We start from the raw sequence: 25,989 nt of genomic DNA on the forward strand, positions 1-25,989 counted from the left end.
CTCAGGTGAGCGAGTCGCGCCACTGCCGGTGCAACCGCGCGTACCGGCCGTCGGCGGTGACGAGCCGGTCGGGTGGGCCGTCCTCGACGATCCGGCCCCGGTCGAGCACCAGCACCCGGTCGGCGATCCGCACCGTGGAAAGCCGGTGCGCGATCACCAGGGCGGTCCGGTCGCGCAGGATGGTGCCGAGCGCGTGCTGCACCACCCGTTCCGTGGGCACGTCCAGGCACGAGGTCGCCTCGTCCAGGATCAGCACCACCGGATCGGCCAGGAAGGCCCGGGCGAACGCGACGAGTTGCCGTTGCCCGGCGGAGAGCCGGCCGCCCCGCCGGCGCACCTCGGTGGCGTACCCGTCAGGAAGCGCGGCGATGAAGTCGTGCGCGCCGACCGCCCGCGCCGCCGCCCGTACCGCCGCGTCGTCCGCGTCCGGGCGGCCGAACCGGATGTTCTCCGCCACCGTGCCGCTGAACAGGTGGTTCTCCTGGGTGACCAGGACCACCGCCCGGCGCAGTTCGGCGTCGGCCGCGTCGCGCAGGTCCACCCCGTCCAGGCTGACCGAGCCGCCATCCGGATCGTGGAACCGGGCGAGCAGCTTCGCCACCGTGGACTTGCCCGCCCCGGTCGCACCGACCAGGGCGACCGTCTGCCCGGCCGGCACCTCCAGGTCGAGGTCGGTGAGGATCGGTGCCCCCGGTCGGTAGCCGAAGGTCACCGAGCGGAACCGCACCGCGCCCCGGACCCCGCCGACCGGCAGCGGCCGGGGACGGGCCGGCTCCACCACCCCGGGCCGCTCGTCGAGCACCCCGGCGAGCTTCTCCAGCCCGGCGGTGGCGGACTGAAGACTGTTGTAGAACTGGCTGAGCTCCTGCATCGGCTCGAAGAACCGGCGCAGGTAGAGCAGGAACGCGGCGAGCACGCCGAGGTCGAGGCGGTCGCCGAGCACTCGCCAGCCGCCGTAGGTCAGCACCCCCGCCACGGTGACGTTGCCGACCAGCTTGATGCCCGGCGAGTACACCGCGATCAACTGGAACGCGTGCACGCTGGAGCGCCGGTAGTCGTCGTTCACCGCCTCGAAGATGCGCTGGTTGCGGGCCTCCCGCCGGTAGGCCTGCACGGCCCGGATCCCACGCAGCGACTCCACGAGGTGGACGATCACCAGCGCCGCCGACTCCCGGGTGCGCCGGTACGCGGCGGCCGAGGCGCGCGCGAACCAGCGGGACAGCAGGAACAGCAGGGGGAAGGTGAACAGGGTCACCACGGCCAGCGGCGGGTCCAGCCAGAGCAGCACGCCGGTCACCGACAGGATCGACAGCACGGCGAGCACGAGGTTGTCCACGCCCCCGTCGAGCAGCTCCGCGATCGAGTCCAGGTCGCTGGTGAGCCGGGAGACCATCCGTCCGGAGGTGTAGCGCTCGTGGAAGGCCACGTGCAGGCGCAGGAAGTGCCCGTACACGCGCTGACGGAGGTCGAGCAGGACGGCCTGGCCGATCCGCGCGGAGAGGGTGAGGAAGCCGCGCTTGCTCGCGTACTCGACGGCGGCGGCCGCCGCGAAGCCCCCCGCGACGGCGACCAGCGGCCCCGGTTCGTCGGCGCGCAGCGGCGCGATCGCGTGGTCGATGCCGTACATGACCAGGAACGGGCCCGCCAACCCGGCGGCGTTCTGTGCCAGCAGCAGGGCGATGGCCAGCGCGAGTCGGCCCCGGTGCGGTCGTAACAGGTCCGCCAGGAGAGCGCGGCTGCGGGCCCGCAGCCGGGCGACCGCCTCCGGACCGTTCTCCTCGGCCGGGCCCGGGTCGGCGTCCGGATCGGTCCCGCGTCCCCGCCAGCGCCCCAGGTCCACCGGCTCCCTCCCGGCGTTCCGTTCCGCCGCAGCCGGACGCTCCGTCCCGACGGGCTCCGGCCCGGCGTTCCGGTCCACCGCGACCGGTTGCTCCGCTCCGACGGGTTCCGGTGCCGTCACGGCGGTGCCGCCGTGACGGTCGTCGTCCGGGCCACCGTCGGCCCCTCGGGCGTGACCGCCGCCGTCGTCGTCGTCGGCCCCGCCGGGACCGCCGCCGTCGTCGGCCCATCGGGCGTGACCGCTGCCGTCGTCGGCCCTGCGGCCGGGACCGCCGCCGCCGTCGGCTCCGGACGTAGCAGCGCACGGTACGCCGGCTCGGTCGCGAGCAGTTCGGTGTGGGTGCCGACGGCGGTGATCCGGCCCCGGTCGAGCAGGGCGACCCGGTCGGCGAGGGCGACCGTCGAGGGCCGGTGCGCCACCAGCAGGGCCGTGGTGTCCCGCAGCACCCGGCGCAACGCCTGCTCGACCAACGCCTCGGTGTGCACGTCGAGAGCGGAGAGCGGGTCGTCCAGCACCAGCACGGCCGGGCGGCCGAGCACCGACCGGGCCAGCGCCAGCCGCTGCCGCTGCCCGCCGGAGAGGGACAGCCCCTGCTCACCGACCCGGGTGGCGAGTCCCCACGGCAGGTCGTACGCGAAGTCGGCCTGGGCCAGCGTGAGCGCAGCGCGCACCTCGTCCTCGTCGGCGTCGGGACGGCCCAGGGTGAGGTTCTCCCAGACCGACATGCTGAACAACGCCGGCTCCTCGAAGGCCACCCCGACCAGTCGGCGCAGCGCGGCGAGCCGCAGGTCGCGCAGGTCGTGACCGTCCAGGGTGATCCGTCCCGTCCCCACCTCGTGCAGCCGGGGGACGAGGGAGAGCAGCGTGCTCTTGCCCGAGCCGGTCGCGCCGACCAGGGCGAGCGTCTCGCCCGGCTCGACGGTCAGCTCGACGTCCCGCAGCACCGGGGTGACGCTGCCCGGATAACCGAAGCCGACCCGCTCGAAGCGCAGCCGCCCGCGTACCTCGCCGCGCGTGGGCGCCACCGCGTGCGGCCGGTCCCTGATCGCCGGTGGGGTGTCCAGTACCTCCTGGATCCGGTCGGCGGCGGTCGCCGCCTCCTGCCCGTTGGCGATGATCCAGCCCAGCGAGTTGACCGGCCAGATCAGCATCAGTTGCAGGCTGACGAAGGCGAGCAGCTCACCGACGGTGAGCGTGCCCCGCGCGGCGGCGGCCACCCCGGTCACCAGCACCACGCCGAGGGTCAGGTTCGGCACCAGGTCGAACAGGGCGGAGGTGCGGGCCAGCAGTCGGCTCTTGCCGACGGCGGTGTCGTGCAGGGCCCGCGCGCCGGCACCGAACCGGGCGGCCAGCTCCGGGCCCCGGCCGAACGCGCGGGCCGTCCGGATCCCCTGCGCGGTCTCCTCGACCAGCGTCGCGACGTCCCCCTGCTGCTCGCGCATCCGTCGGGCGGCGATGTGGTACGCCCGGGCGAACCGTCGGCTGATCAGGAACAGCGGCACGGCGCTCGCCGCGACCAGCAGCCCGAGCGGCGGGTGCAGCCGGATCAGCAGCACCACCACGGCCAGGTAGGTGACCAGGTTGAGGACCAGGAACAGCAGCCCGAAGGAGAGGAAGCGGCGGATCATCGACAGGTCGCCGGTGGCGCGCGCGATGAGCTGACCGGACTGCCACCGGTCGTGGAAGCTCGCCGGCAGGCGTTGCAGGTGGGCGTAGAGGTCGGCGCGGATGGCCGCCTCCATGCCCACCGACGAGGAGGTCTGCGTCCACCGTCGGACGAAGATCAGCACCGCCTCGACCAGGCCGAGCAGCAGGACCAGGCCGCCGAGCTGCACGAGCCCGGCCGGTTCGCGCCGGGCCAGCGGGCCATCCACCACCCGCTGGACCAGCAGCGGCACGGCGAGCCCGGCCGCGGTGGCCGTCAGCCCGGCGACCAGCAGCCAGCAGAACTCGGTGGCGTGCGGGCGCAGGTAACCGCGCAGCCGCCACAGGTTGTGCATGCTCCCCCTGGTGGCGGGAACGCGGTCACCGTCCGCAGCCACCCCCTGACGGTATCGGTAATCGTGACTTCCACGACGGTCAACTTGCCGTCAACCGCCGCTCGTGACCGAGAAGCCACTTCTTCACGTCCAGCCCCCACCGGTAGCCGCCGAGGCTCCCGTCGGTGCGCAGCACCCGGTGGCAGGGGACGAAGAGGGCGGCGGCGTTGCGCGCGCAGGCCGCCGCCGCCGCGCGTACCGCCGCCGGGCGGCCGGCCAGCCCCGCGTAGGCGGTGTACGTGACCGGGTCGCCCGGCTTGACGTCCCGCAGCACCTGCCAGGCGTGCGCCAGGAAGAGTCCGCTGGTGTGCTGCTCGACCGGCACCGCGTCGATCGCGGCGAGGTCACCGTCGAGGTAGGCGGCCACCGCCCTGGTCACCGTCCCCAACTCGGGCCGGCTGCGCACCTCGCCGCGCAGCGTGGGGTGGACCAGGCCGAGCAGCCCGTCCAGGTCGCTGGTGAACCCGGCCGCCCGGACCGCCCCACCGGGCGTGACCAGGACACTGAACGGTCCGGCCGGAGTGTCCACCGTGCTGCTGTCGATCGTGTTCGTTCCGGTCATGCTGCTGCTCTCCAGAGTCGGGCCACCGCGTACGAGCGCCAGGGGCGCCAGCGTTCGGCGTGCGCGTCGAGGGTCTTCGGGTCGTCGGGAAGGCCGAGCGCGCGGGCGCCCCGCCGCACCGCGAGGTCGGTGGGAAGGAAGACATCCGGGTCGCCGAGCCCGCGCATGGCGACGTATCCGGCGGTCCAGGGGCCGATCCCCGGCAACGCCAGCAACTGCCGGCGGGTCTGTGCCCAGTCCCCGTCCAGGGACAGCTCCCCGTCGGCCACCGCCCGCGCCAGCGCCCGGACCGCCTCCCGCCGGCCCGCCGGCCCCCGGAATCCGTCATCCGGCACGTCCGCCACCTGTCGGGCCTGCGGAAACCCCCGCAGCCCCCACCCGCCGTCGCGGTCGTGACCGGCGGCAGGGTTCGGGTGGGGTGGGCAGTGGGCGAGGAGGCGGACGAGGAGAGGGCGGGCGCTGCGCAGGGAGACCTGCTGGGTGAGGACGGCGCGCACGGCCGCCTCGAAGGGATGGTCCGGGGTGCGGGGGAGTCGGACGCCGGGTTCCGCCGCGACCGGTCCGGCCAGGGCCGGATCCGCCGCCAGGGTGGCGTCCACCGCCACCGGGTCGGCGTCGAGGTCCAGCAGACGGCGGCAACGGGCCACCGCCGGGGCCAGGTCACGCAGGTCGGCCAGGCGGAGCGCGGCCGAGACATACCCGGCCGCCGGGGTCAGCGCCACCTCGCCGGGGCCGTGCGGCAGGGACAACCCCCGGTGGTACGTCCCGTCGCGCACCTCCTCGACGCCGGGGACCGCCCGCAGCGCCAGGAACTCCAGCAGGGAGCCCACGTGCAGCGGCGGCCGGTACGCCAGCCGTACCGTGATGGTGCCCGCGCCACCGGAGACCGGTCCCCGCTTCTGGGCCCGCAACTCGGACGGGGCGAGCGCGAAGACCTCCCGCACCGTGTCGTTGAACTGCCGGACGCTGCCGAACCCGGCGGCGAAGGCCACCTCGGCCATGCCCAGCCCGGTCGTCTCGATCAGCACCCGGGCGGTCTGCGCACGTTGCGCCCGGGCCAGGGCGAGCGGGCCGGCGCCCAGCTCGGCGCGGAGCATCCGGTGCAGGTGTCGTTCCGTGTAGCCGAGTCGGGACGCCAGCCCGGGCACGCCGTCCCGGTCGACCACCCCGTCGGCGATCAGCCGCATCGCCCGCCCCACCACGTCGGCCCGGACGTCCCACTCCGGTGAGCCGGGCGCGGCGTCCGGCCGGCACCGGCGGCAGGCGCGCAGCCCGGCGCCCTGCGCGGCGGCGGCCGACGGGAAGAACCGGACGTTCTCCCGTTTCGGAGTGGTCGCCGGGCAGGACGGCCGGCAGTAGATCCCGGTCGAGGTCACGCCGGTGTAGAACCAGCCGTCGAACCGCTGGTCACGGCTGTCGACCGCCCGGTAGCACCGCTCGAAGTCCAACTCCACGCCACCGATCCTGCCCCGCCGTCCGGCCCCGCGGCTCGCGGAAATCGGACCTCGCCCGCTGTCGTTGGTAGCAGGGGTCCCCTGTTACCGCTTTTTGTCGTGCAAGGTGCCCTTGCAACCACCTCAGCCCGCCCGCGACCCGTCCGCGTCGAAAGTGTCGGAGGGGGCGGGTACCGTCCGGGGCCAACTCAAGAAGGGGTGCGTCGATGGGGAGCGTGGCCGGGCCGGGGCAGGTGGAGGCGCGGTCGGCGCGTCCCGGGCTCGATCGGGCGGTGGTGCAGGGGTTCTACGACCGGATGCGGGCGGTCGCCCCGGCGGCGGTCGGCGCGATCGAGCGGGACCGCGCCGACGATCCGGGGCGCGGGTTCGCCGACACGGCGTGCGGACGGCTCGTCCGGTCGCTCGACGACGCCGCGCTGCGGGCACTGGGCATGTGGACGCACCACTGGTGCCTGCGGTTCTACGACGACGACACCCGGGTCGGTCGCCGGTTGATCGGGGAGATCGCCGGTCGCGTCGGGCTCGGCTGGACGGTCGACGAGGTGCGCTGGATGCTCGGCGAGTCGTACGCTGCCCCGCCGACCGCCGGTGACCGGTTCACCCTGCCCCGTGCCGCCGCGACCGAACTGGACGACGTCGACCTTCCCGGGTTCGACGTATCCGGCGAGGATGACCCGGACCGGTCGCGGTACGGCAGGATGAGCGGGTCCCGGTAACCCGGACCGGAAGGGGAGCCTGTGCCCGCCAGCGAACCCACCATCCTCGCCACCAGCATCGGCTTCTTCAGCCGTCGCCGGGGTCCCTGGGACTGGCGACCCGGACCGGTCTTCGACCTCGCGGCCGAGCTGGCCGGGGCGGGACCGGAACCGAGGATGTGTTTCCTCGGTCAGGCCGAGGGGGACCAGCCGACTACGTTGACCGCCCTCTACGGGGCGTTCGCCGGCACCCCGTTCCGCCTGTCCCACCTCAACCTCTTCCCGATGCCCAACGTCGAGGACATCCGTGCCCACCTGCTCGCCCAGGACGTCGTCTGGGTCGGCGGCGGCAGCGTCGCCAACCTGCTCGCCGTCTGGCGGGTGCACGGGCTCGACGAGATCCTGCGCGAGTGCTGGGAGGCCGGGGTGGTGCTGGGCGGGGTCTCCGCCGGGTCGGTCTGCTGGCACGTGGGCGGGGCCACCGACAGCTACGGTCCGACGCTGCGTCCGTTCACCGCCGGACTGGGCTTCCTGCCGTACGGCAACGGGGTGCACTACGACAGCGAGGAGCAGCGCCGACCGCTGATCCAGCAGTTGGTCGCCGACGGCACCCTGCCGCCCACCGCCCACTGCACCGACGACGGGGTCGGGCTGGTCTACCGGGGGACCACCCTGGTCGAGGCGGTCGCCGACCGTGCGGGGGCGCTCGCGTACGAGGTGAGCCGTGACGCCGAGGGCACGGTCACCGAGACCACGATCATCCCTCGTCTGCTGGGCTGATCCCCTGCCGTTGCCCGGAGCGGCGCAGGGCGTCGAAGACCTGGGCCAGCTCGGCGGCGTCCTCACCGGCGTGGTGGGTGTGCGGCAGGTGGGTCAGCCCCAACTCCCGCTTGGCCGTGCTCTTGTGGCTGCGCGACCACGGCCGACCGGTCGCCCCCATGTAGTAGCTGCGCAGGTCGACCCCGGAGCCGGTCGCCCCGAACGGGCTCCGGCCGAGGTACCGGACGAAGTACCAGTGCACGAACATGCCGTCCCAGACGGCGGGGGCGGCGAGGAAGACCGGTCGGCCGATCCGGCGTAACCCCTCGACCCAGCGGGCAGCGGCGGCCATCGCGACGGCCGGGGCGGGCGCCTCCCGCAGCAGTCGATCCCGGTCCAGCCCGGACACGGCGAGCGCCTCGGGGACGTACTCGTCGGAGATCGGCTTCAGCTCCGTGTAGAAGGTCAGCCCGGGACGGCCGGCGACCGCCATGCCCAGCGAGATCATGCTGTAGGGCCCGGGGATCGGCCCGTCGGCCTCCACGTCCACCGCCACGTACAGCTCGGGTGGCTCCGTCTGGTCGCGCCGTGCCATCGTGCCTCCCCGGTCGATCTCGACAGCGCAGGCTAGCAACGCGGCTGGCATCCCGGACGCCGGTTTTCCGCCCACCCCGGAGCCCGCCCGGCGCGAGCGGGGCGGGGGAAGCGGCGTAAGCTGGCTCGTCGTGAGTCTGACCATCGGGATCGTCGGCCTGCCCAACGTCGGCAAGAGCACCCTGTTCAACGCGCTGACCAAGAACGACGTGCTCGCGGCGAACTACCCGTTCGCCACGATCGAGCCGAACGTCGGCGTCGTCGGCCTGCCCGACGAGCGGCTGGGCAAGCTGGCCGAGATCTTCGACTCGCAGAAGGTGCTTCCCGCGCCGGTGTCGTTCGTCGACATCGCCGGGCTGGTCCGGGGCGCCTCCAAGGGGCAGGGCCGGGGCAACGCGTTCCTGGCGAACATCCGGGACGCCTCGGCGATCTGCCAGGTGGTGCGGGCCTTCTCCGACCCGAACGTGGTGCACGTCGACGGCAAGGTCTCCCCGGCCGACGACATCGAGACGATCAACACCGAGCTGATCCTCGCCGACCTCCAGACCCTGGAGAAGGCGCTGCCCCGGCTGGAGAAGGAGGCCAAGCTCCGCAAGGACCGGGCCGCCGCCGTCACCGCCGCCAAGAAGGCGGTCGAGGTCCTCGACGCCGGTACGACGCTCTACGCGGGTGCCAAGGACGCCGGTATCGAGCTGGAGCACCTGCGCGAGCTGCACCTGCTGACCACCAAGCCGTTCCTCTACGTCTTCAACGTCGACGAGGAGGAGTTGGCCAACGCGGCGTTCCTCGACGAGCTGCGCGCCCTGGTCGCCCCGGCCGAGGCGGTCTTCATGGACGCCAAGATCGAGTCGGAGCTGGTGGACCTGCCCGAGGAGGAGGCCCGCGAGCTGCTGGAGTCGATCGGGCAGTCCGAGCCGGGCCTCGACCAGCTCGTCCGGGTCGGATTCCGCACGCTCGGGCTCCAGACGTACCTGACCGCCGGGCCGAAGGAGGCGCGGGCCTGGACGATCCCGGTCGGCGCGACCGCGCCGGAGGCCGCCGGGGTGATCCACTCCGACTTCCAGCGCGGCTTCATCAAGGCCGAGGTGGTCTCCTTCGGCGACCTGGTCGCGGCCGGATCGATGGCGGCGGCGAAGGCGGCGGGCAAGGTCCGCATCGAGGGCAAGGAGTACGTCATGCAGGACGGCGACGTGGTCGAGTTCCGGTTCAACGTCTGACGTTCAAGGCGTACTCACGCCCTGATCGTCTGCCCCGAAGTCTGGGAGCGGCAGGTACTGGCGAGCGTTCCCGTCACGGATCATCCATATCCGGAAAGCGCCCTGTTCCTGGTCCATGATCATGAGCTGGGCAAGGTCGGGAATGCGCCAGCGGGTCGCACCGAATCGCTGGACGACAGCCCTGATGTCTGCGTGGTTGAGCACGCCGGCCCAGACCAGGGCCTCGGGGTGCTTCTGCCCGCCCCATGCCTCAGGGGTGTCATGGAGGGCACGGAGAGAACCGACACCGTGCACATGCGGCTGATTCCGTCGTGGTGCCTGTGTCTGAAGCCATTGGTCGAACTCGTGCACCAGTGCGCTGTCCTCGCGTACGTCCACCGACAGCAGGATGTTGGCGACCCAGCTCACGCCGTCATCCTGCGCCCGGACGTCGTCGGCCGTGGCGGTGGGGGAGCTGGCTGTCGAGCCACCTCGACATCGTCTCGGTGTACCGCGGGCTGATGCCCTCGATGGTCGTGTTCCCGTCGGGGCCGGGCAGGTGGCCGCAGCCGGGCAGGCGGCAGATCTCAGGCGACGGCGTCCCGTCGGGGGTGTTCGCCTGCCGCCAGGCGGCGATGCTCTCGTCGACGGGCATCCAGTCGTCGGTCTCGCCGTAGAACAGCAGGGCGGGGCACCGCACCCCGGCCATGAACACCGCTGGGTCGACGTCCATGTCCACCCAGCTGCCCGGCTGGTCCGGCATGGTCCGGCGTAGGTAGCTCAGCGGGAACCAGGCACGTCCGGCGACCCGGTCGACCGCCGCCTGGGCGACGGAGCGGCTGACGTCGCCCCGCAGGTACCCCTCGACCGTCAGGCGCACGTCGAGCAGCTCCGCGATGTCGGCAGTGCCGAATCCGGCCCGTCTGAGCTGCTCGGCCGTACCGAAGCGCATCTGCCGGGCCGGGGAGATGCCGCAGGCTGACACCAGCACCAGGAACGCCACGTCGGCCGGGTGGGTCGCGGCCGTGACGAGCGCGGCCCAGGCGCCCTGGCTGACACCCCACAGGCCGGTCGGCACCTCACCGACCTCCTGGCAGAGCCGGAGAAGGGCGGCGCGGGCGTCGGCCGCCTGCACCGCCAACGGAACGTCTCCCTGTTCCCTCGACCGGCGGTCGTAGCGCAGCACGGCCACGCCCATCGCCGGCAACACCCGGGCGAGGTGTTCGTACAGGAAGAACGAGCGGTGCCCGGCCGCAGCTCCGTGCAGCACGACCAGACCGCCGCGGCAGTGCCCGTCGGGCACCGTGAGCGAGGCGGGCAGCGCGACACCATCGGCGTCGATCGTCAGCTCCATCAAACCATCCCATCAGACCGTGGCGACACGCTTCGACCTCCGGTGCGGCGGGAGGACGCTCCCGGGTGGACGGGAGCGCTGGTGGGGAGCTGTATCGTGTCGCGGTTGTCGCCAACATCAACGGGGGTTTCCATGACGATCCGCTGGTACGCGGGCCTTGCCGCGAGCGCCGCCGTCCTCGTGGCCGGGCTTGCCGCCACACCCGCCTCGGCCGCTCCGGAGCCGAGTGCGGCCGACAGCGCCAAGCTCGCCGCCGGCACGTTGAAGGACCCGGAGACGGGCAAGAACCGTACGTACCCGGCCGGCCAGGGCGAGGACGTGCCCGTCGTGCTCGGCGTGACGAACGTCGGTGAGGCGCCGGTCGACGGCCTCGTCCTCCAGGTACGCGTCCTCAACGACCTCGACCTCACCACGAAGTACGAGAACTGCTGGTACGCCGTGGACAGCAACCAGGAGACGGCCTGGTGCGAGTTCGCTGCCGACCTCGCGCCGGGCGCCAGCCTGGCCGTGACCGGAGCGGGCATCTCCACCAGCGCGGACGCCCGTGCCGAGAACATCTCGTCGGTCGTGTACTGGTGGATGAGCAAGCAGCACGCCGACGCGCAGGGGGGCATCCAGGCGCTGGCGGACCAGTGGGCCGGGCAGGGCACCAAGGCGGTGCGTGGTACCGCCGACGCGCTGCCGATGGCGGCCCCGGCCGGCGAACTCGGAGGCATCGGGGGGCCGCTCGGCTTCGCCGGTGTCCGGCTCGTCACGCCGCCCACCGGTGAGCCGACCGCGACGCCGACCCCGTCGGCGACGCCGAGTGCCACGCCGAGCGTCGCGCCGACCGCTGCTCCGTCCGCGAGCGCGGGTGCCGGTGGCGAGGGTGGCGGGCTGCCCGTGACCGGTGCCGGCACCGCGACCGTGGCCGGCGTGGGCGGCGCACTGCTGCTCCTCGGCGGTGCCGGCTTCCTCATCGCCCGACGCCGCCGTACCCGCTTCGTGGCGTAGCACCCACACCAGGCGCCCCCGGCTCGACGTCCCGTCCGAGCCGGGGGCGCTTTCTGTCGGGTGGGCGGTGCCGCCCCGGCCGTCCAGGCCGACGGACGCCACGCCGTCGCCGTCGTACGGCTTGACAGGCAAGTCATCGCTTGCCTATAACTGTGCCGATGGACGCAGACGGCGATGTGTTCAAAGCCATCGGTGACGCGACGCGACGCATCATCCTGGACGAGCTGACCGAGAAGGACGGTCAGACGCTGTTCGAGATCTGCGGCCGGCTGACCATGAAGCACGGCCTGGCCTCCTCGCGCCAGGCCATCTCCCAGCACCTCACCGTGCTCGAACAGGCCGGCCTGGTGCACACCCGGCGACAGGGCCGGTTCAAGTTCCACCACATCGACACGAGCCCGCTACGCGTGATCGTCGAGCGGTGGCCCATCGACCGAGAGGAACCGAATTCGTGATCCGTATCAACGTCACCAGCGTGCTCGTCGACGACCAGGCGAAGGCGCTCGCCTTCTACACCGAGAAGCTCGGGTTCATCAAGAAGACCGACGTGCCCGCCGGCGGGGCCCGCTGGCTCACCGTGGTGTCCCCGGCCGACCCGGACGGTGTCGAACTGCTGCTGGAGCCGGACGGCCACCCGGCGGCGGGCCCGTTCAAGAACGCCCTGGTCGCGGACGGTATCCCGTACACCCAGTTCGCCGTGGACGACGTATACGCCGAGGTCGAGCGGCTCAAGGGACTGGGCGTCGAGTTCACCCAGGAGGCGACCGACCTGGGGCCGGTGGTCGTCGCCGTCCTCGACGACACCTGCGGCAACCTGATCCAGATCGCCGCGATGAAGTAGCCGGCGATCCATTCCGAGCCGCCACCTCCGGAAGGTGGCGGCTCGGCGCTCGTCGGGTAGGGCTGGGCATACCGCAGGAGTGGGGCCAGACGGCTGGGTCGGCCGGAGCGTCGTGCCTAGCGTGATGCCATGACCTCGAACGCACCCCTCCACCTGCCGGCGGCGCTGAGACGGCGTCGCTATCTGATCTCGTGGTGGCCCTGGCGGGCGCTGGCGTACGCCGTCACCACCGTGCCGATCGCGGGCGTGCTCGCCTTCGGGCTGCTCGTCGTCGTGGCACCCTCGGTGGCGGTGGTCAACGCGGCGCGGCAGGGCCGGCCGATCGAGCTGCCCATCGTCGTGTTCCTCACCGTGGCCGGGCTGGTCATGCTGGCCCTCGCGCCGGTCGTCAGTGCCCCGGTGGCCGCGGTCGAGCGGTGGCGGCTCGGCGTCGTCGACCAGCGTCCGCTGCCCGGCCGGTGGCTGGTGCCCGGCCAACTCCTGCGGAGCCTGGCGGCGCGGTACACCAGCGCGGCGGCGTGGCGGGAGGTCGCGTACACCTTCTGGCTGGGCGGGGCGGTGCCGGTCGCGTACTGGATGTTCACGCTGCTGGCGTTGATCGACTCCATGCTGATCGCGAGCCCCTGGCTGGTCCGCGACGCGAACGACGTCATCGTGCTCTGGACGACGGTGGACACGCCCCGCCAGGCGGTGCCCTACGCGATCGTGGCGCTCCTGCTCGTACCCGTGCTGTGGTATCTCTTCGGGCTGCTCGTCGCGGGCCAGGCCGTCGTGGCCCGGTGGCTGCTCGGTGGTCCGCCCGCCGACCCGACGGCGCTGCGGGAGGTCGCCCGCTCCCGGGCCCGTCTGGTCGACGCGTACGAGACGGAACGCCGCCGGATCGAGCGTGACGTGCACGACGGCGCTCAACCCCGGTTGACCAGCCTCACCGTGCAACTCGGACTGGCCCGCCTCGACGTGCCCGCCGACTCTCCCGCCGCCGGTCCGTTGGCTGTCGCGCACGAACAGGCCAAGGACCTGATGGTCACCCTGCGGCAGATCGTGCAGGGCATCCGCCCGCAGAACCTCGCCGAACTCGGCCTGGCCGGCGCCGCCCGGGAACTGGCCGGCGAGGCCACCATCCCGGTCGTCGTCCGGGCCGACCTGACCCGCCCGGTGCCGGAACTGGTGGAGACCACCGCGTACTTCGTGTTGTCCGAGTCGCTGAACAACGTCGCCCGGCACGCCGGGGCGACCCGGGCCGAGGTGCGACTCTCCCAGACCGAGCAGCACCTCGTCCTGGAGGTCGAGGACGACGGCCGGGGCGGCGCCGACCCGGCCCGGGGCAGCGGGCTCACCGGTCTCGCCGACCGGGTCGCCGCCGTGGACGGGCGGTTGCTGCTGGCCAGCCCGACCGGCGGCCCTACGCTCGTCCGCGTGGAACTGCCGTGCCGTCCGTGACCCGCGTCGTGCTCGCCGAGGACGAGGTCCTCCTCCGGGAGGGCCTCGTCGCCCTGCTGACCCGGTTCGACTTCGAGGTGGTCGCCGCCGTCGGCTCGGCTTCGGCGCTGCGGGACGCCGTCGACGCGTACCAGCCGGACCTGCTCGTCACCGACATCCGCATGCCGCCGCACCACCGTGACGACGGGCTGCGCGCGGCGGTCGCCCTGCGCGAGCGGCGGCCCCGACTCGCGGTCGTGGTGCTCAGCCAGTACGTGCAGACCGAGTACGCCTCCGCGCTGCTCGACAGCGGCGACGGCCGGCGCGTCGGGTACCTGCTGAAGGACCGGGTCGCCGACGTGGCCGAGTTCGCCGGGACGCTGCGCCGGGTGGTCGACGGCGGCACGGCCATCGACCCCGACGTGGTACGGCACCTGCTGCACCGCCCCCGTGACCCGCTCGCCGCCCTGACCGCCCGGGAACGTGAGGTGCTCGCGTCGCTCGCCGAAGGTCACTCCAACGTGGCGATCGCGGCGAGGCTGCACGTCACCGAGGCGGCGGTCGGCAAGCACGTCGGCAACATCCTGGCCAAACTCGACCTGCCGCCCAGCGACGACACCAACCGTCGGGTGCTGGCGGTCCTCACCTACCTGCGCACCAACCCGGGCTGAGTCGACGCCGGCCGGCACGTCGTACGGGTCGCCTACGCTCCCCGTCATGATCACGGACCTGCCCCGGCTGCTCGACGCCCTGCCCGCCGGGACGTTGCCTCCCGGCCGACTCGTCACGCCCGAGGACGGCGGCCCGCCGCCGTACTGGCTGAGCGACGACCCGGCCGAGCCCTACCGCTGGACGCAGCTCCGGCGCAACCACCAGGTGACCGGGCTGTGGCCGCTGTTGCTGAGTGGTCTGCGCAGCGAGGAGGAGCGACCCTGGGTGGTCGGCGAGGTGTCCCCGGCGAGGATGTCGTCGCCGGACCGGCACGACCCGACGGAGCTGCTCGCCCAGTGGTGGGGCGAGGACGAGAAGGACGCGGATTTCGCCGAGGTGGTGTCGCCGCTCGGTGTGCGGTGGCCCGGCGCGGCCGACCCCGGTCATCCGGAAGGGTCGCCCGGTGACTTCGCCGACGAGTACGTGGCCTTCCTGGCGGACGGGCAGACACGGCTGGGTCTGGTGCCGGCCGCCCGGAGCGCGGACACCCTGGCCGTGACCGGCTGGACCGGCCCGACGAACTTCACCGGTGACTCGGGGGAGATCGCGGCAGTGGTGCGGAGTTGGGAGGATCGCTTCGGCGCGAGGGTGATCGGCCTCGGATTCGACACCCTCTACCTGAGCGTGGCCGCCCCGCCGACCTCATCCGAGCACGCCCTACGGGTCGCCGCCGAGCACTTCGCCTTCTGCCCGGACAACATCTGGCAGGGCAGCGGGACGCTGGCCGCCTACGCCAAGCAGATCCGGGGTCTGAACTGCTGGGCGTTCTGGTGGGACTGAGCACGTCCGGGCTGCCGGTCCGGGGCCGCCAGCGGTGAGATCGACGGCGAGAATGACACATCGCTCGTCACCACTTCGTCAAAATGTCGCCAGTTGCCGATTGTCCGGTCGGAATTGGTCGTGACCGTGCGCCCGCGCCACCGTGGAATCCCGTCGGCACGGAAACCCGAACAGTGAGGTAACTTTCCCATTCTCGGCCGGACGCGTAACTCCCGGGAATGAGAAGGATTCGCGCGTGTGGACGCTCGTGGAATCTCGGGCTGGCGGTGGGAGATCTGTCGCCTCACCACGGGAGTTGGCATGACCACCAAGTGCTTCACCTGGACCCGTACCCTCAGCCGGGGGGTAACCGGAAACGACGTGAAACAGCTCCAGATCCGTATCGCCGGTTGGGTCGGCTACGGCGAGACCCTCGCGATCGACGGTGTCTTCGGACCGGCCACCGGGGCCGCCGTCAAGCGCTTCAAGGCCGGCTACCGCCTGTCGGACACGTCGGAGACCGCCGGCCCGGCGGTATTCAACCTGATCTACTCCATCCAGGACGACGACTGCACGCCGATCCACTTCGCGTACTCGGAATTCGACGGCAGTTGCGGGCAGAACGGTTTCACCGGTGGCGCGGTCGACGCCGCCACCGTGCGGGAGAACCTGCTGCGGGTCATGTGGCAACTGGAGGCCCTGCGGCACAAGCTCGGCGACCGGCCGATCGTCATCTCCTCCGGGTTCCGCAGCATCTCCTGCAACAGCAGCGTCGGGGGAGCACGCGGCAGCCTGCACACGTACGGAAAGGCGGCCGACCTCGGCACGTCGAGCCGGCCGAGCCTCTGCGAGATGTGGCGGATGGCCCGCTACTGCGGCTTCAAGGAAATCCTCGGACCGGGTTATCCCGACCACGACGACCACGTCCATGTCGGCAACAAGTCCACCCAGTTCTGGCGCGCGCCGAACTGCTGACCCACAGGGCACGTCAGTAGCGCTGCCGGTGCCCCGTCACTCGACTGCCGACCCGCCGTCGATCAGCCGCTCGCCCCCGCTTGGAAGAGTTGCAGGATCGGGGCTTGAGGCCGAGACGGCGGGCGGCCATGTGCAGCTTGGCCCGGAGGCCCCGAGACATGGGTGGACCCTGCGTTGCGAATGGCCCTCGTGTGGGTCAATCCGGCTCCGAACGACCCTGCCATCCCGGGCCCGGTGCTGACGTACGTATGTCCTGCACCAACCGAGGGGGACGCCACTGGCCCACCGTGGTCAACCACCGAGCCAGGGGGTAGGCGAGGCGAACGACAAAGTAGTTCAGGTATTCCACCACCCCGAAGACCCACACCGCCACCACCAGCAGGGCGGTGCCGATCCTCTCAGGCCACCACAGCAGGATTCCGGCCAGACCGACGCCCAGGAGAACGGCGTCGACGATCCGGAACACCCGGTAGGCGGCAGCGATGGCGGCTGGCATCGGTGCCCGCTCGACCCAGGAGCGGGCGGCCAGCCAGTAGATCCCCGCCTGCACCAGGACCACGAGCAGCGGAACCAGTGCCGACCACAGGGCCATGGAGTCGTCAGACCCGGCGAGGCGGGGCATCACGAGGGCGATGGCGACCACAGCGAACGAGGCTGCGGCGGCAAGCTCTCCCGTCCCGAGCTTCAGGTACTTGCCTCGCAACTCCCGACGCCGTTCGGCCGACACCCCGTCACCTTATCCAGGACCAACCGTAGAACCCCGTCGGCAGTGCTGCCAGGCTCCCTCTGCGTGGCGACAAGCTATGGGCATCGGTCTGCGGAGGACAGGTCAGGGACGGACCAGCTCCGTCTGGTCGCCGGGCAGGACCGTCACGTCGCCCTCCGCGCTCCGGATCTCGATCACGGGTACGCCCTCGTCCAGGTCCATCTCGCGGCGCTCCCGGTTCGACGGCATCCGGGCGATCGCCGAGCTGCCCGGCGTCAGCTCGACATGCTCGCGCTGTGGTGCTTCCCGCACCCAGGTGCCGCGACCCCGGCTCGTCCTGAGCAGACCCTCGGACCGCAGGAGCGCCACCGCCATGCGGACACTCTCCCTGCCGATTTCGTGCTCCTGGCTGAGTTGCAGCTCGCTGGGAAGCGTCGATCCCGGAGCGAACTCCCCGGATTCGATCTTCGCGCGCAGCAGGTCTGCGAGCTGGATGTAGATCGGCGTGTGCGAGCGGGGATCGATCCTCATACCCCTGAAGCCTCATCGCCTTGTGGGCACGTGCCAACGCGCCCCTGTCTCCCTCACAAACATGCCCCTGTCCCACAGGTCTTGTGCGCTTGTCCGGATGTTTGTAGTCTCGCAATCACGGCTCGTGTTCGGGCATGAACGGTTGATCGCGGGTCTGCCGTTCAGCCGATCGAGCTGCTGGTCGGCCCTGGTGTCGTACTGCTGATGGGAGCTGCGGCGGCAGGGCGGGGTGGTCCGCCCGTGCGCGGCGGGCGGGTGGGCCGCCCCTTCCACACCTGGTGACGGAGAGCGACAGAAAGGCGGAGCGGGCATGCGGTTCTTCTCCCGGCGGGCCGGTGGCGACCGGCGGTCGACCGGCGGCAGCCACCGGCCGGGCGGCGGGGACCGGGGAGCGGCACGTCCGGCGGAGCCGGGTGTCTACCGGTCCCGGTCGTACGCGCCGCTGCGGTCCTGGCAGGTGCGGCGGCGACGGTTCCGCAGCGTCGGGCTGTTCCGGCGCGGGCTGGACCCGGCGGACGTGCGCGAGTTCCTCGACCGGGTCGCCGACGACCTGGCCGAACTGGACGACAGGCTGAACCAGAGCCGGGAGGAGACCAGCCGGATCAAGGAGGCGCTGCGGCGCTGGCAGTCGGAGTACGCGCCCCGGGCCAACGAGCGGGCGTACCGGTGACGCGCGGCCGGGAACGTTTCGTGATCCACCTGCCGGTGGTGGCCGGCGACCTGACCGGGGCGGTGCGTCTGGCCCGGGTGGTGGCCCGGTGGGCGAGCATCCTGCCCTGCACCGACCCGGGCGAGGCCACCGTGTCGTACGAGGACGAGCAGGGCGTGCACCACCGGGTCTTCTGCGACACCCGGCTGCCCGGCGGACACCGCTGCCTGCTCCGGGCCGGTCACGACGGCCCCTGCACGCGCCGGCTGCTCCGGTAGCCCGACGCAGGGGGCGTGTCCCGCCCCGCGTGTCGGGGGTGGGCGGGGCGGCAGCGGGGGTAGGTTCGCCGTCGCAAACGGTGCCGACGGAGGGGGCGACGGGGGATGGACGCGGGGACCAGGGAGCTGCGGGACGCGCACGACGTGCTCTCGGAGTGGTACGCGACGAACCTGGTCGGGGTGCTGGAGAGCATGCCGGTCGAGCGGGCGATGCTCGACCTGTTCGCCGAGATGACCCTGGCCGTCGGCACGCAGGTCGCGGACGTGGGCTGCGGCACCGGACGCCTTCTTCCGTACCTCGCGGGCCGGGGTCTGTCGCCTCGCGGCGTGGATCTCTCGCCCGGGATGGTCGAGGTGGCACGGCGGGAGAACCCGGGCTTCGCGTACGAGGTCGCCGATCTGCGCGAGCTGCCGTTCGAGGACGCATCGCTGGCCGGAGTGGTGTGCTGGTTCTCGCTGATCTACCTGGCGCCGGACGCCAGGGTTCCCGCCTTCGCCGAACTCGCCCGGGTGGTGCAGCCGGGCGGCTACCTGGTGACGGCCTTCAAGCACGGCGACGGCACCGCGCGCCGTAACGCCCCCGGCGGTGTCGTCGAGAGCCTCGGCATCGACTTCGACCGGTACTGGCTGCCGGCCCGGGAGATGGAGGACCGGTTCGCCGCCGCCGGGTTCGCGACGATTTTCCAGGGCAGCACCCCACCGGAAGGGTCGGAGCCCGCGTACGGGTACATGCTGGTCCGCAGGACCGGCTCCCGGAGCGCGTAGCCGCATCCCCGTCCCGCCGATGGGGCAGCTCCAAAGGACGCCCGGCCGGCGGCGCTGCCCCGTCTGTGCGGGCAGCTCTAAAGGACGCACGACGCCTTCCTGCCGCCCGGCGCGCTGTCGGCCTGCACCCTCCTGTTTCGCCTGCGGACGGCCGACCGACGGGCCGGCCGTCCCGACAAAGCGGCAGTCGGTCTCAGCCGGCCAGCAGGGCGTCGTCGACGCCGGTCTCGCGGCGGCCGAGGTGGGCCGGATCGCGGCCGGAGAGGACGTCCAGCGCGGCCTTCACGGCGGCGCCGTGCTCGCGGCTGGAGCTGATCCGCCAGGTCCGCTCGTACGCGCGGGCGGTCTCGTCACCGACCCCGTTGGCATCGACGCCGAGCCGTCGACACACCGTCACCGCGCGCGGCAGGTGGAAGGACTGGGTCACCAGGGTCGCCCGGTCCACACCGAAGATCCGCTTGGCGCGGGCACACGAGTCGTAGGTGTCCAGGCCGGCGTAGTCGCGCACCACCTTGTGGGCTGGCACGCCGCGCTCGACCAGCCAGCGTCGCATCGCGGTCGGCTCGTCGTACTCGGGGCGGATGTTGTCGCCGGAGACCAGGATCGCACCGACCTTGCCGGAGGCGTAGAGCTGCCGGGCGATCTCCAGGCGGGCGGCGAGGAACGGCGACGGCTCGCCGTCCGGCTGGACCTTGGTGCCGAGCACCAGGGCGACCGGCGCCTCCGGCACGGTCGCCGCGGTGAAGAGATGCCCGTCCGCGCCCCGCCGGATCCAGTTGACGCTGGCCACCGTGCCGGCGGTCAGCAGCACCGCGCCGACGACCCCCAGGCCGACGGCGAGGCGCAGCCAGCGCGGTACGGCCCGGACCGCCGCCCGCCATGTCCCGATCATCATCGCCAGCCGTCGCCGCATGTGATCCAGTATTCCAGCGGGCGGCGAGACCTGATCTTGCTCGGGGTCAGGAGATGTAGTGCAGGATCACGTTGTGCACGTGGTGGGCCTTGTCCGAGCCACGGAACTCGACCTCGTACGTGTGCGTGCCGACGTGGATCGCGATCGCCCCGGTGGAGAAGAACTGCCCACCCCACGACTTGTTGCTGACCACGCTGACGCTGGTGATCTTCGAGTACGGGATGCTGGTGATCGCGAACTTCTTCCCGACGAAGGATCGGTCCTGGATGATCACGCGCCGGTCGGTCAGGCCGATGAAGCCGGTGCCGGTGCCGATGGCGTCGTAGACGGCGATGATCTGCTCGCCCTGGAGCAGGCCGCTGGAGATCTGGTTGTACTGCTCTTTCCGGTCGTACGTCGCGTTCGCCATGATTCCCACGGTAGGTGGGGCATGCCAGCCTGCCCCGCCGCTCAGGCGTCGGTTGGCGAGGGCGAGGCCGCCTGGGCGCGGCGACGACGCCACAGGTCGATGCCGAAGCTCGCGGCCAACAGGACCGCGATCGCGCCCTTCCAGGCGCGCTCGAACGTCGGCCGGTTCTCCCCGAGCGCGGCGTCGCCGGCCAGGAAGAACCACTGCGCGACCAGCAGCCAGAAGTACGGGCGGGACAGGTCGTGGAAGATCGAGAACCTGCCCCGGACGGTCGCCACCAGGGCGATAGCGGCCAACACCACGAACAGCAGTGGTACGACGACGTGCAGCACCCGCATGCGACGAGTATGGATGTCGGACGCTCGCCGAGGTGTCGGCGGGCGTGCGAGGGCCCCGCCGGTCGACCACGGGGGAGGTGTGGTCGGTCGACGGGGCCCTTTCGCCGCCGGGGGTCAGCGGCTTTTTGGTTCTTTGCGGGTTTTCAAGGGGCTTGTCCGGCCCGTACTGCTTTAGCTACCCGTGGGGCCTTCCGAGCAAACACTTGTCGTCCGGCAATTCCGTGGGCGCTCAGGAGCCGGTGACGGCGCGGTACGCGTCCTCGATCCGCGCGGCCAGCAGGACCTCGCCCTCGCCGAGCGGCTCGTCGTCGCCGTGCCCGACCCGGATCAGAGTGCGGTCGGCCGATCGGCTGATCTCGGGGCGCAGGTGCAGCGCGTCCGCGACGACCTTGACACGCTCGGTCAGTGCCGCATGCTGGGAGTCGTCGATCAGCAGCGTGCGCCGGATCTGCTCCCCTTCACGGGTCCACCCGGAGAGCAGGGCGAGGGCGTCGCTGAGGTAGTCGCGCTTGGTTCGGCTGCGGAACAGCGCGCGCATTACCGCACCTCCCAGGCGTCGTTGCCGGCTCGTGGCCAAATCGTCGCCATCCTGTGTCCCGTTGGTGTTCCCTAGTCTGTCGTCATGCGGGGGGTGTGTCCACGCCCACACTTCCCTCTCTTCCTGGCCTAGCGGTTGACGACGGTACCCAAACCGCCGATTGATCTGGCACGCTGGTCAGCCGTGCGGACCGAACGGATTAGTGGTGACGGGCAGGCCGAACGCCGGGACGTGAAGGTGGTCGTGGGCGCGGCCATCGTCGCCGACGGGCGGGTGCTGGCCTGTGCCCGGTCCGCCCCGCCGGAGGTCGCCGGCCGGTGGGAGTTCCCCGGCGGCAAGGTCGAACCGGGGGAGAGCGAGACCGCCGCCCTGGTCCGCGAGTGCGCCGAGGAACTCGCCGTACGCGTCGAGGTCGGCGACCGGGTCGGGCGGGACGTCCGGATGGCGCACGGCCGCGCGGTGCTCCGGGTGTACGCGGCCCGGCTGCTCGGCGACGACCAGCCCCGGGCACTGGAGCACGCCGAGATGCGGTGGCTCTCCGCCGACGAACTCGACACGGTCGACTGGCTTCCTGCGGACGTCCCCATCGTGGCCGCTCTCCGTCCCCTCCTCGCCCGGCTCTGACCACCGCCGGTCGAAGCGAAACGGGGGTCGTGCGGCTCGCGCCGCACGACCCCCGTTGCCGTTCGCTGTGTCGCTCAGTGCTTCTTCTTCTCGTCCTGCTCCGGGTGCGCGTAGTTCAGGTGCTCGGTGGGGAGCGGGAACGTCACGTCGTCACCGAAGGGCGACGGCGCGGCCGGCCGGTCGAAGGTGAGCTCGCTCAGCGGCAGCCGACCCCGCTCGTCCACGGCCGGGGCGGTCGGGTGCGGCACCTCGCGGTTCCAGTTGAGCCCGCGCTGCGCCTGTGCCTCGGCACCCGGGTCGTGCGACCCGCCCGCGTGCGAGTGCAGGCCGTGGTGCACCCCGACCTGCGGCTGGGCACCGGCCCTGACCTGCTCGTTCTGACCCCGACGGAAGATCTTGCTACCAAGCCACACGAGGGGATCATACTTGCGGTCGACCACCCGCTCCTTCATCGGGATGATCCCGTTGTCGGTGATCTTGATGTGCTCGGGGCACACCTCGGTGCAGCACTTGGTGATGTTGCAGAAGCCGAGGCCCTGTTCGGCCTGCGCGTACTCCTTGCGGTCGGTCTTGGTGTCGAGCGGGTGCATGTCCAGCTCGGCGGCCCGGATGAAGTAGCGCGGACCGGAGAACGCCTGCTTGTTCTCCTCGTGGTCCCGGATCACGTGGCAGACCGTCTGGCACAGGAAGCACTCGATGCACTTCCGGAACTCCTGCGACCGCTCCACGTCGACCTGCTGCATCCGGTAGTCGCCCGGGGCCAGGTCCTCCGGCGGTGCGAACGCGGGGGTCTCCCGTGCCTTCTCGTAGTTGAACGAGACGTCGGTGACCAGGTCCCGGATCACCGGGAAGGTCCGCAGCGGAGTGACCGTGACGGTCTCGTTCTCCTCGAAGGTCGACATCCGGGTCATGCAGCCCAGCCGCGGCTTGCCGTTGATCTCCATCGAGCAGGACCCGCACTTGCCGGCCTTGCAGTTCCACCGGCAGGCCAGGTCCGGCGCGTCGGTGGCCTGGAGGCGGTGGATGACGTCGAGGACGACCTCGCCCTCGTTGACCTCGATGGTGTAGTCCTGGAGGTCACCGCCGTTCTCGTCACCCCGCCAGATGCGGAATTGGCGCTTCGAGCCCACTTACTTCGCCTCCTCGGCGTGCGCGTCGGCGACGAGGGCGTCGAAGTCGGCCAGCTCCTCGTCGGTCAGGTACTTCGCCAGCTCGGCCCGGTCGAAGAGGCTGATCAGCTCCGCGCGCATCTTCGGCAGCGGCTTGTGCTCCAGGCGCACGGTGTCGCCGTCGAGCGAGCAGACCAGGTTCACCCGGCGCCACGTCGGGTCCATCTTCGGGAAGTCCTCCCGGGTGTGGCCGCCCCGCGACTCCTGCCGCTCCAGGGCGGCCTTCGCGGTGCACTCCGAGACGACCAGCATGTTGCGCAGGTCCAGGGCCAGGTGCCAGCCCGGGTTGTAGCGCCGGCCACCCGCCGCGCTGACCTTCGCCACCCGCTCGCGCAGCTCGGCGAGACGGACCAGCGCGTCGGCCAGCTCACCCTCCCGCCGGATGATGCCGACCAGGTCGCCCATCACCGCCTGGAGGTCCTGCTGGAGGGTGTACGGGTTCTCGCCGGTGTCCCGCTGGAGCGGGGCGAGCGCGGTCTCCACCGCAGCCTCGACCGCGTCCACCGACACCTTGGGGCGGGACGGGAGCTGGTCGGCGTAGGTCGCCGCGTGCCCGCCCGCCCGCTTGCCGAAGACCAGCAGGTCGGAGAGGGAGTTGCCGCCGAGCCGGTTGGAGCCGTGCATGCCGCCGGAGACCTCGCCGGCGGCGAAGAGCCCCCGCACGTTGCCGGACGCGGCCCCGCTGTCCGGGTCGACCTCCACGCCACCCATCACGTAGTGACAGGTCGGCCCGACCTCCATCGGCTCCTTGGTGATGTCGACGTCGGCCAGCTCCTTGAACTGGTGGTACATCGACGGGAGGCGGCGACGGATCTCCTCGGCCGGCAGCCGGGAGGCGATGTCCAGGTAGACGCCGCCGGCCGGCGTACCCCGACCCGCCTTGACCTCGCTGTTGATCGCGCGGGCGACCTCGTCCCGGGGGAGCAGCTCCGGCGGACGCCGGTTGTTGTCCGGGTCCTTGTACCAGCGGTCCGCCTCGGCCTCGTTGTCCGCGTACTGCTTGCGGAACACGTCGGGCACGTAGTCGAACATGAACCGCTTGCCCTCGGAGTTCTTGAGGACGCCGCCGTCACCCCGGACCGACTCGGTGACCAGGATGCCCTTCACCGAGACCGGCCAGACCATGCCGGTCGGGTGGAACTGGAGGAACTCCATGTTGATCAGGGTCGCCCCGGCGCGCAGCGCCAGCGCGTGGCCGTCCCCGGTGTACTCCCAGGAGTTCGAGGTGACCTTGTACGACCGGCCGACGCCGCCGGTGGCGAGCACCACCGCCGGGGCCTCGAAGAGGACGAACTCGCCGGACTCGCGGTAGTAGCCGAAGGCCCCGGCGACCCGGTCGCCGTCGAGCAGCAGCTCGGTGATCGTGGTCTCCGCGAAGACCTTGATCCGCGCGTCGTAGCTGCCGAACTCCTTCTTGTCCTCCTGCTGGAGGGAGACGATCTTCTGCTGGAGGGTGCGGATCAGCTCCAGGCCGGTCCGGTCACCGACGTGCGCCAGCCGGGGGTACTCGTGCCCGCCGAAGTTGCGCTGCGAGATCTTGCCGTCCTTGGTGCGGTCGAAGAGCGCACCGTAGGTCTCCAGCTCCCAGATCCGCTGCGGCGACTCCTTCGCGTGCAGCTCGGCCATCCGGAAGTTGTTGAGGAACTTGCCACCGCGCATGGTGTCGCGGAAGTGCACCTGCCAGTTGTCCCGGCTGTTCACGTTCCCCATGGCGGCGGCGGCGCCGCCCTCGGCCATGACCGTGTGCGCCTTGCCGAAGAGCGACTTCGAGATGATCGCGGTCTTCTTGCCGGCCAGGCGGGCCTCGATCGCCGCGCGCAGGCCGGCGCCACCGGCCCCGATCACGACGACGTCGTAGTGGTGTCGTTCGATTCGCGTAGTCATCTGTGTCAGGGCCCTTTAGTTGATGAACCGCAGGTCGCTGAACCAGCCGGCGGCCAGCGCCATCACGTAGAAGTCGGTCAGCGCGAGGGTGCCGAGGGTGATCCAGGCGAGCTGCATGTGGCGGACGTTCAGCCACGACACGCCCGTCCAGGCGCGGTAGCGCAGCGGGTTCTTGGAGAAGTGCTTCAGCCGGCCGCCGATGATGTGCCGGCAGGAGTGGCAGGAGATCGTGTACGCCCACAGCATGATCACGTTGACCAGCAGGATCACGTTGCCGAGCCCGAAGCCGAAGCCCTTCGGCGAGTGGAAGGCGAGGATCGCGTCCCAGGTGTTGATCAGGGAGATGATCGCGGCGGCGTAGAAGGCGTACCGGTGCAGGTTCTGGCCGAGCAGCGGGAAGCGGGTCTCGCCCGAGTAGGTCTTGTGCCCGTCCGGCACCGCGCAGGCCGGCGGCGAGAGCCAGAACGACCGGTAGTACGCCTTGCGGTAGTAGTAGCAGGTCAACCGGAACAACAGCAGGAACGGCAGGGTCATCGCGGCGTCCGGGATGATCCACCAGCCGGGCAGGAACTGCCCGAAGTGCGATGCCTCCGTGACGCACCGGTCGGTCACACACGGCGAGTAGAACGGGGTCAGGTAGTGATAGTCGTCGACCCAGTACCACTTGTGCATGAAGACCCGGACCGTCGCGTACGTGACCCACGCGCCGAGGCCGATGACCGTGATCAGCGGCGCCAACCACCAGCGGTCGGTACGCAACGTCTTCGCCGCGATGGCGGCGCGCGCTCGCGCACCCCGCGGCCTCGTTGCCGTTGAAGTCATTCCAGTTGTCTCCCTGACGGGGCCCTCGCGGGCACGGATCGGTTCCGGCCGGGCACGCGGGCCGGCGCACCGCCCCTCGCAGCCACGTCCCCCTGCGCACACCCACCACCACGCCGGGGCGTACCGACGCAGCTAAGTGACACACGTTACGCCGCCCGGTACGAGCCGTTCG

Annotated in this window: 29 protein-coding genes and 1 pseudogene; 14 read left to right on the plus strand and 16 right to left on the minus strand. The window is 71.6% G+C overall.

Annotated features, from left to right (window positions below; all coding sequences use genetic code 11):
* Window position 1: 1 nt before the first annotated feature.
* From GA0070618_RS14840 to GA0070618_RS14855, 4 genes and pseudogenes are all read right to left on the minus strand, one after another.
* On the minus strand, window positions 2–1,918 hold the full coding sequence (locus GA0070618_RS14840; RefSeq protein ID WP_414467606.1) for an ABC transporter ATP-binding protein: 1,917 nt from the start codon (window positions 1,916–1,918) through the stop codon (window positions 2–4).
* A gap of 203 nt (window positions 1,919–2,121) precedes the next feature.
* Window positions 2,122–3,840, minus strand: a pseudogene (locus GA0070618_RS14845) (ABC transporter ATP-binding protein); the annotation flags it as partial.
* A gap of 79 nt (window positions 3,841–3,919) precedes the next feature.
* Window positions 3,920–4,441, minus strand: coding sequence for a methylated-DNA--[protein]-cysteine S-methyltransferase (locus GA0070618_RS14850; protein ID WP_088982162.1), 522 nt, complete (start codon window positions 4,439–4,441; stop codon window positions 3,920–3,922).
* Window positions 4,438–5,895, minus strand: a complete 1,458-nt coding sequence (locus GA0070618_RS14855; RefSeq protein WP_088982163.1) for a DNA-3-methyladenine glycosylase 2 family protein — start codon at window positions 5,893–5,895, stop codon at window positions 4,438–4,440. Before GA0070618_RS14855 ends, GA0070618_RS14850 begins: the two co-directional genes overlap by 4 nt.
* 206 nt (window positions 5,896–6,101) lie before the next feature.
* Here GA0070618_RS14855 and GA0070618_RS14860 point away from each other — a divergent pair, with 206 nt between their 5' ends.
* Window positions 6,102–6,611 carry a hypothetical protein gene (locus tag GA0070618_RS14860; protein ID WP_231931742.1) on the plus strand — a complete coding sequence of 170 codons (510 nt, stop codon included), beginning with the start codon at window positions 6,102–6,104 and terminating at the stop codon, window positions 6,609–6,611.
* 21 nt (window positions 6,612–6,632) lie between these two features.
* Window positions 6,633–7,370 (plus strand): Type 1 glutamine amidotransferase-like domain-containing protein, encoded by a 738-nt coding sequence (locus tag GA0070618_RS14865; RefSeq protein ID WP_088982164.1) that lies wholly within the window; start codon window positions 6,633–6,635, stop codon window positions 7,368–7,370.
* Here the strand turns inward: GA0070618_RS14865 and GA0070618_RS14870 are convergent.
* Window positions 7,348–7,944: an exonuclease gene (locus GA0070618_RS14870; RefSeq protein ID WP_088982165.1), complete on the minus strand. Its 597-nt coding sequence runs from the start codon at window positions 7,942–7,944 to the stop codon at window positions 7,348–7,350. The two genes, GA0070618_RS14865 and GA0070618_RS14870, sit on opposite strands and share 23 nt — an antisense overlap.
* Window positions 7,945–8,074: 130 nt before the next feature.
* Between GA0070618_RS14870 and ychF the strand changes: the two genes are divergently transcribed.
* The gene (ychF, locus tag GA0070618_RS14875) at window positions 8,075–9,160 is read left to right on the plus strand and encodes a redox-regulated ATPase YchF (protein ID WP_088982166.1); all 1,086 of its coding nucleotides are present in this window, start codon (window positions 8,075–8,077) and stop codon (window positions 9,158–9,160) included.
* A gap of 3 nt (window positions 9,161–9,163) precedes the next feature.
* On the opposite strand, the gene GA0070618_RS14880 is transcribed toward ychF, so the two are convergent.
* On the minus strand, window positions 9,164–9,568 hold the full coding sequence (locus GA0070618_RS14880; RefSeq protein ID WP_197701759.1) for a squamosa promoter-binding protein 15: 405 nt from the start codon (window positions 9,566–9,568) through the stop codon (window positions 9,164–9,166).
* Between the two features lie 4 nt (window positions 9,569–9,572).
* The gene (locus tag GA0070618_RS14885; RefSeq protein WP_088982167.1) at window positions 9,573–10,493 is read right to left on the minus strand and encodes an alpha/beta hydrolase family protein; all 921 of its coding nucleotides are present in this window, start codon (window positions 10,491–10,493) and stop codon (window positions 9,573–9,575) included.
* Window positions 10,494–10,625: 132 nt separating this feature from the next.
* On the opposite strand from GA0070618_RS14885, the gene GA0070618_RS34695 reads away from it, so the two are divergent.
* The 7 genes from GA0070618_RS34695 (at window position 10,626) to GA0070618_RS14920 (ending at window position 16,191) form a co-directional block, all read left to right on the plus strand.
* Complete coding sequence (locus GA0070618_RS34695) at window positions 10,626–11,486, plus strand: LPXTG cell wall anchor domain-containing protein (RefSeq protein WP_231931743.1); 861 nt, start codon at window positions 10,626–10,628, stop codon at window positions 11,484–11,486.
* Window positions 11,487–11,644: 158 nt separating this feature from the next.
* Window positions 11,645–11,941, plus strand: a complete 297-nt coding sequence (locus GA0070618_RS14895; protein ID WP_088982168.1) for an ArsR/SmtB family transcription factor — start codon at window positions 11,645–11,647, stop codon at window positions 11,939–11,941.
* Entirely contained in the window at window positions 11,941–12,327 is a 387-nt protein-coding gene (locus tag GA0070618_RS14900) for a VOC family protein (RefSeq protein ID WP_172900384.1), read from the plus strand. The genes GA0070618_RS14895 and GA0070618_RS14900 overlap by 1 nt, the downstream gene beginning before the upstream one ends.
* Before the next feature lie 129 nt (window positions 12,328–12,456).
* On the plus strand, window positions 12,457–13,767 hold the full coding sequence (locus GA0070618_RS14905) for a sensor histidine kinase (protein ID WP_088982170.1): 1,311 nt from the start codon (window positions 12,457–12,459) through the stop codon (window positions 13,765–13,767).
* On the plus strand, window positions 13,755–14,417 hold the full coding sequence (locus GA0070618_RS14910) for a response regulator transcription factor (protein ID WP_088982171.1): 663 nt from the start codon (window positions 13,755–13,757) through the stop codon (window positions 14,415–14,417). Before GA0070618_RS14905 ends, GA0070618_RS14910 begins: the two co-directional genes overlap by 13 nt.
* A 46-nt stretch (window positions 14,418–14,463) precedes the next feature.
* Window positions 14,464–15,237, plus strand: coding sequence for a DUF4253 domain-containing protein (locus tag GA0070618_RS14915; protein WP_088982172.1), 774 nt, complete (start codon window positions 14,464–14,466; stop codon window positions 15,235–15,237).
* A gap of 300 nt (window positions 15,238–15,537) precedes the next feature.
* Window positions 15,538–16,191 carry a D-Ala-D-Ala carboxypeptidase family metallohydrolase gene (locus GA0070618_RS14920; protein WP_088982173.1) on the plus strand — a complete coding sequence of 218 codons (654 nt, stop codon included), beginning with the start codon at window positions 15,538–15,540 and terminating at the stop codon, window positions 16,189–16,191.
* Between the two features lie 196 nt (window positions 16,192–16,387).
* Here GA0070618_RS14920 and GA0070618_RS14925 read toward each other — a convergent pair whose 3' ends face one another.
* Window positions 16,388–16,918 (minus strand): hypothetical protein, encoded by a 531-nt coding sequence (locus GA0070618_RS14925; protein ID WP_088982174.1) that lies wholly within the window; start codon window positions 16,916–16,918, stop codon window positions 16,388–16,390.
* A 102-nt stretch (window positions 16,919–17,020) separates the two neighbouring features.
* Window positions 17,021–17,428, minus strand: coding sequence for a GntR family transcriptional regulator (locus GA0070618_RS14930; protein ID WP_088982175.1), 408 nt, complete (start codon window positions 17,426–17,428; stop codon window positions 17,021–17,023).
* A 310-nt stretch (window positions 17,429–17,738) separates the two neighbouring features.
* On the opposite strand from GA0070618_RS14930, the gene GA0070618_RS14935 reads away from it, so the two are divergent.
* The 3 genes from GA0070618_RS14935 to GA0070618_RS14945 all read left to right on the plus strand — a co-directional run bounded on the left by GA0070618_RS14935 (window position 17,739) and on the right by GA0070618_RS14945 (window position 19,120).
* On the plus strand, window positions 17,739–18,098 hold the full coding sequence (locus GA0070618_RS14935; RefSeq protein ID WP_088982176.1) for a DivIVA domain-containing protein: 360 nt from the start codon (window positions 17,739–17,741) through the stop codon (window positions 18,096–18,098).
* Window positions 18,095–18,355: a hypothetical protein gene (locus GA0070618_RS14940; protein ID WP_088982177.1), complete on the plus strand. Its 261-nt coding sequence runs from the start codon at window positions 18,095–18,097 to the stop codon at window positions 18,353–18,355. The genes GA0070618_RS14935 and GA0070618_RS14940 overlap by 4 nt, the downstream gene beginning before the upstream one ends.
* Before the next feature lie 105 nt (window positions 18,356–18,460).
* Window positions 18,461–19,120 (plus strand): class I SAM-dependent DNA methyltransferase, encoded by a 660-nt coding sequence (locus tag GA0070618_RS14945; RefSeq protein ID WP_088982178.1) that lies wholly within the window; start codon window positions 18,461–18,463, stop codon window positions 19,118–19,120.
* Window positions 19,121–19,313: 193 nt separating this feature from the next.
* Here GA0070618_RS14945 and GA0070618_RS14950 read toward each other — a convergent pair whose 3' ends face one another.
* The 4 genes from GA0070618_RS14950 to GA0070618_RS14965 all read right to left on the minus strand — a co-directional run bounded on the left by GA0070618_RS14950 (window position 19,314) and on the right by GA0070618_RS14965 (window position 21,318).
* Window positions 19,314–20,033: a SanA/YdcF family protein gene (locus GA0070618_RS14950; protein ID WP_231931744.1), complete on the minus strand. Its 720-nt coding sequence runs from the start codon at window positions 20,031–20,033 to the stop codon at window positions 19,314–19,316.
* 46 nt (window positions 20,034–20,079) lie between these two features.
* Window positions 20,080–20,442: a PH domain-containing protein gene (locus GA0070618_RS14955; protein ID WP_088982179.1), complete on the minus strand. Its 363-nt coding sequence runs from the start codon at window positions 20,440–20,442 to the stop codon at window positions 20,080–20,082.
* Between the two features lie 41 nt (window positions 20,443–20,483).
* Window positions 20,484–20,780 (minus strand): hypothetical protein, encoded by a 297-nt coding sequence (locus tag GA0070618_RS14960; RefSeq protein ID WP_088982180.1) that lies wholly within the window; start codon window positions 20,778–20,780, stop codon window positions 20,484–20,486.
* Between the two features lie 229 nt (window positions 20,781–21,009).
* Complete coding sequence (locus GA0070618_RS14965) at window positions 21,010–21,318, minus strand: 4a-hydroxytetrahydrobiopterin dehydratase (protein WP_088982181.1); 309 nt, start codon at window positions 21,316–21,318, stop codon at window positions 21,010–21,012.
* Between the two features lie 183 nt (window positions 21,319–21,501).
* Here GA0070618_RS14965 and GA0070618_RS14970 point away from each other — a divergent pair, with 183 nt between their 5' ends.
* Window positions 21,502–21,942 carry a (deoxy)nucleoside triphosphate pyrophosphohydrolase gene (locus GA0070618_RS14970; RefSeq protein ID WP_088982182.1) on the plus strand — a complete coding sequence of 147 codons (441 nt, stop codon included), beginning with the start codon at window positions 21,502–21,504 and terminating at the stop codon, window positions 21,940–21,942.
* 74 nt (window positions 21,943–22,016) lie between these two features.
* On the opposite strand, the gene GA0070618_RS14975 is transcribed toward GA0070618_RS14970, so the two are convergent.
* The 3 genes from GA0070618_RS14975 to GA0070618_RS14985 are packed head-to-tail and all read right to left on the minus strand — an operon-like array spanning window position 22,017 to window position 25,817.
* The gene (locus tag GA0070618_RS14975) at window positions 22,017–23,072 is read right to left on the minus strand and encodes a succinate dehydrogenase/fumarate reductase iron-sulfur subunit (protein ID WP_088982183.1); all 1,056 of its coding nucleotides are present in this window, start codon (window positions 23,070–23,072) and stop codon (window positions 22,017–22,019) included.
* Window positions 23,073–24,995: a fumarate reductase/succinate dehydrogenase flavoprotein subunit gene (locus tag GA0070618_RS14980; protein WP_088982184.1), complete on the minus strand. Its 1,923-nt coding sequence runs from the start codon at window positions 24,993–24,995 to the stop codon at window positions 23,073–23,075.
* 15 nt (window positions 24,996–25,010) lie between these two features.
* The gene (locus GA0070618_RS14985; protein WP_088982185.1) at window positions 25,011–25,817 is read right to left on the minus strand and encodes a hypothetical protein; all 807 of its coding nucleotides are present in this window, start codon (window positions 25,815–25,817) and stop codon (window positions 25,011–25,013) included.
* Window positions 25,818–25,989 lie beyond the last annotated feature (172 nt).

It is taken from the genome of Micromonospora echinospora (assembly GCF_900091495.1).
GTDB lineage: Bacteria > Actinomycetota > Actinomycetes > Mycobacteriales > Micromonosporaceae > Micromonospora > Micromonospora echinospora.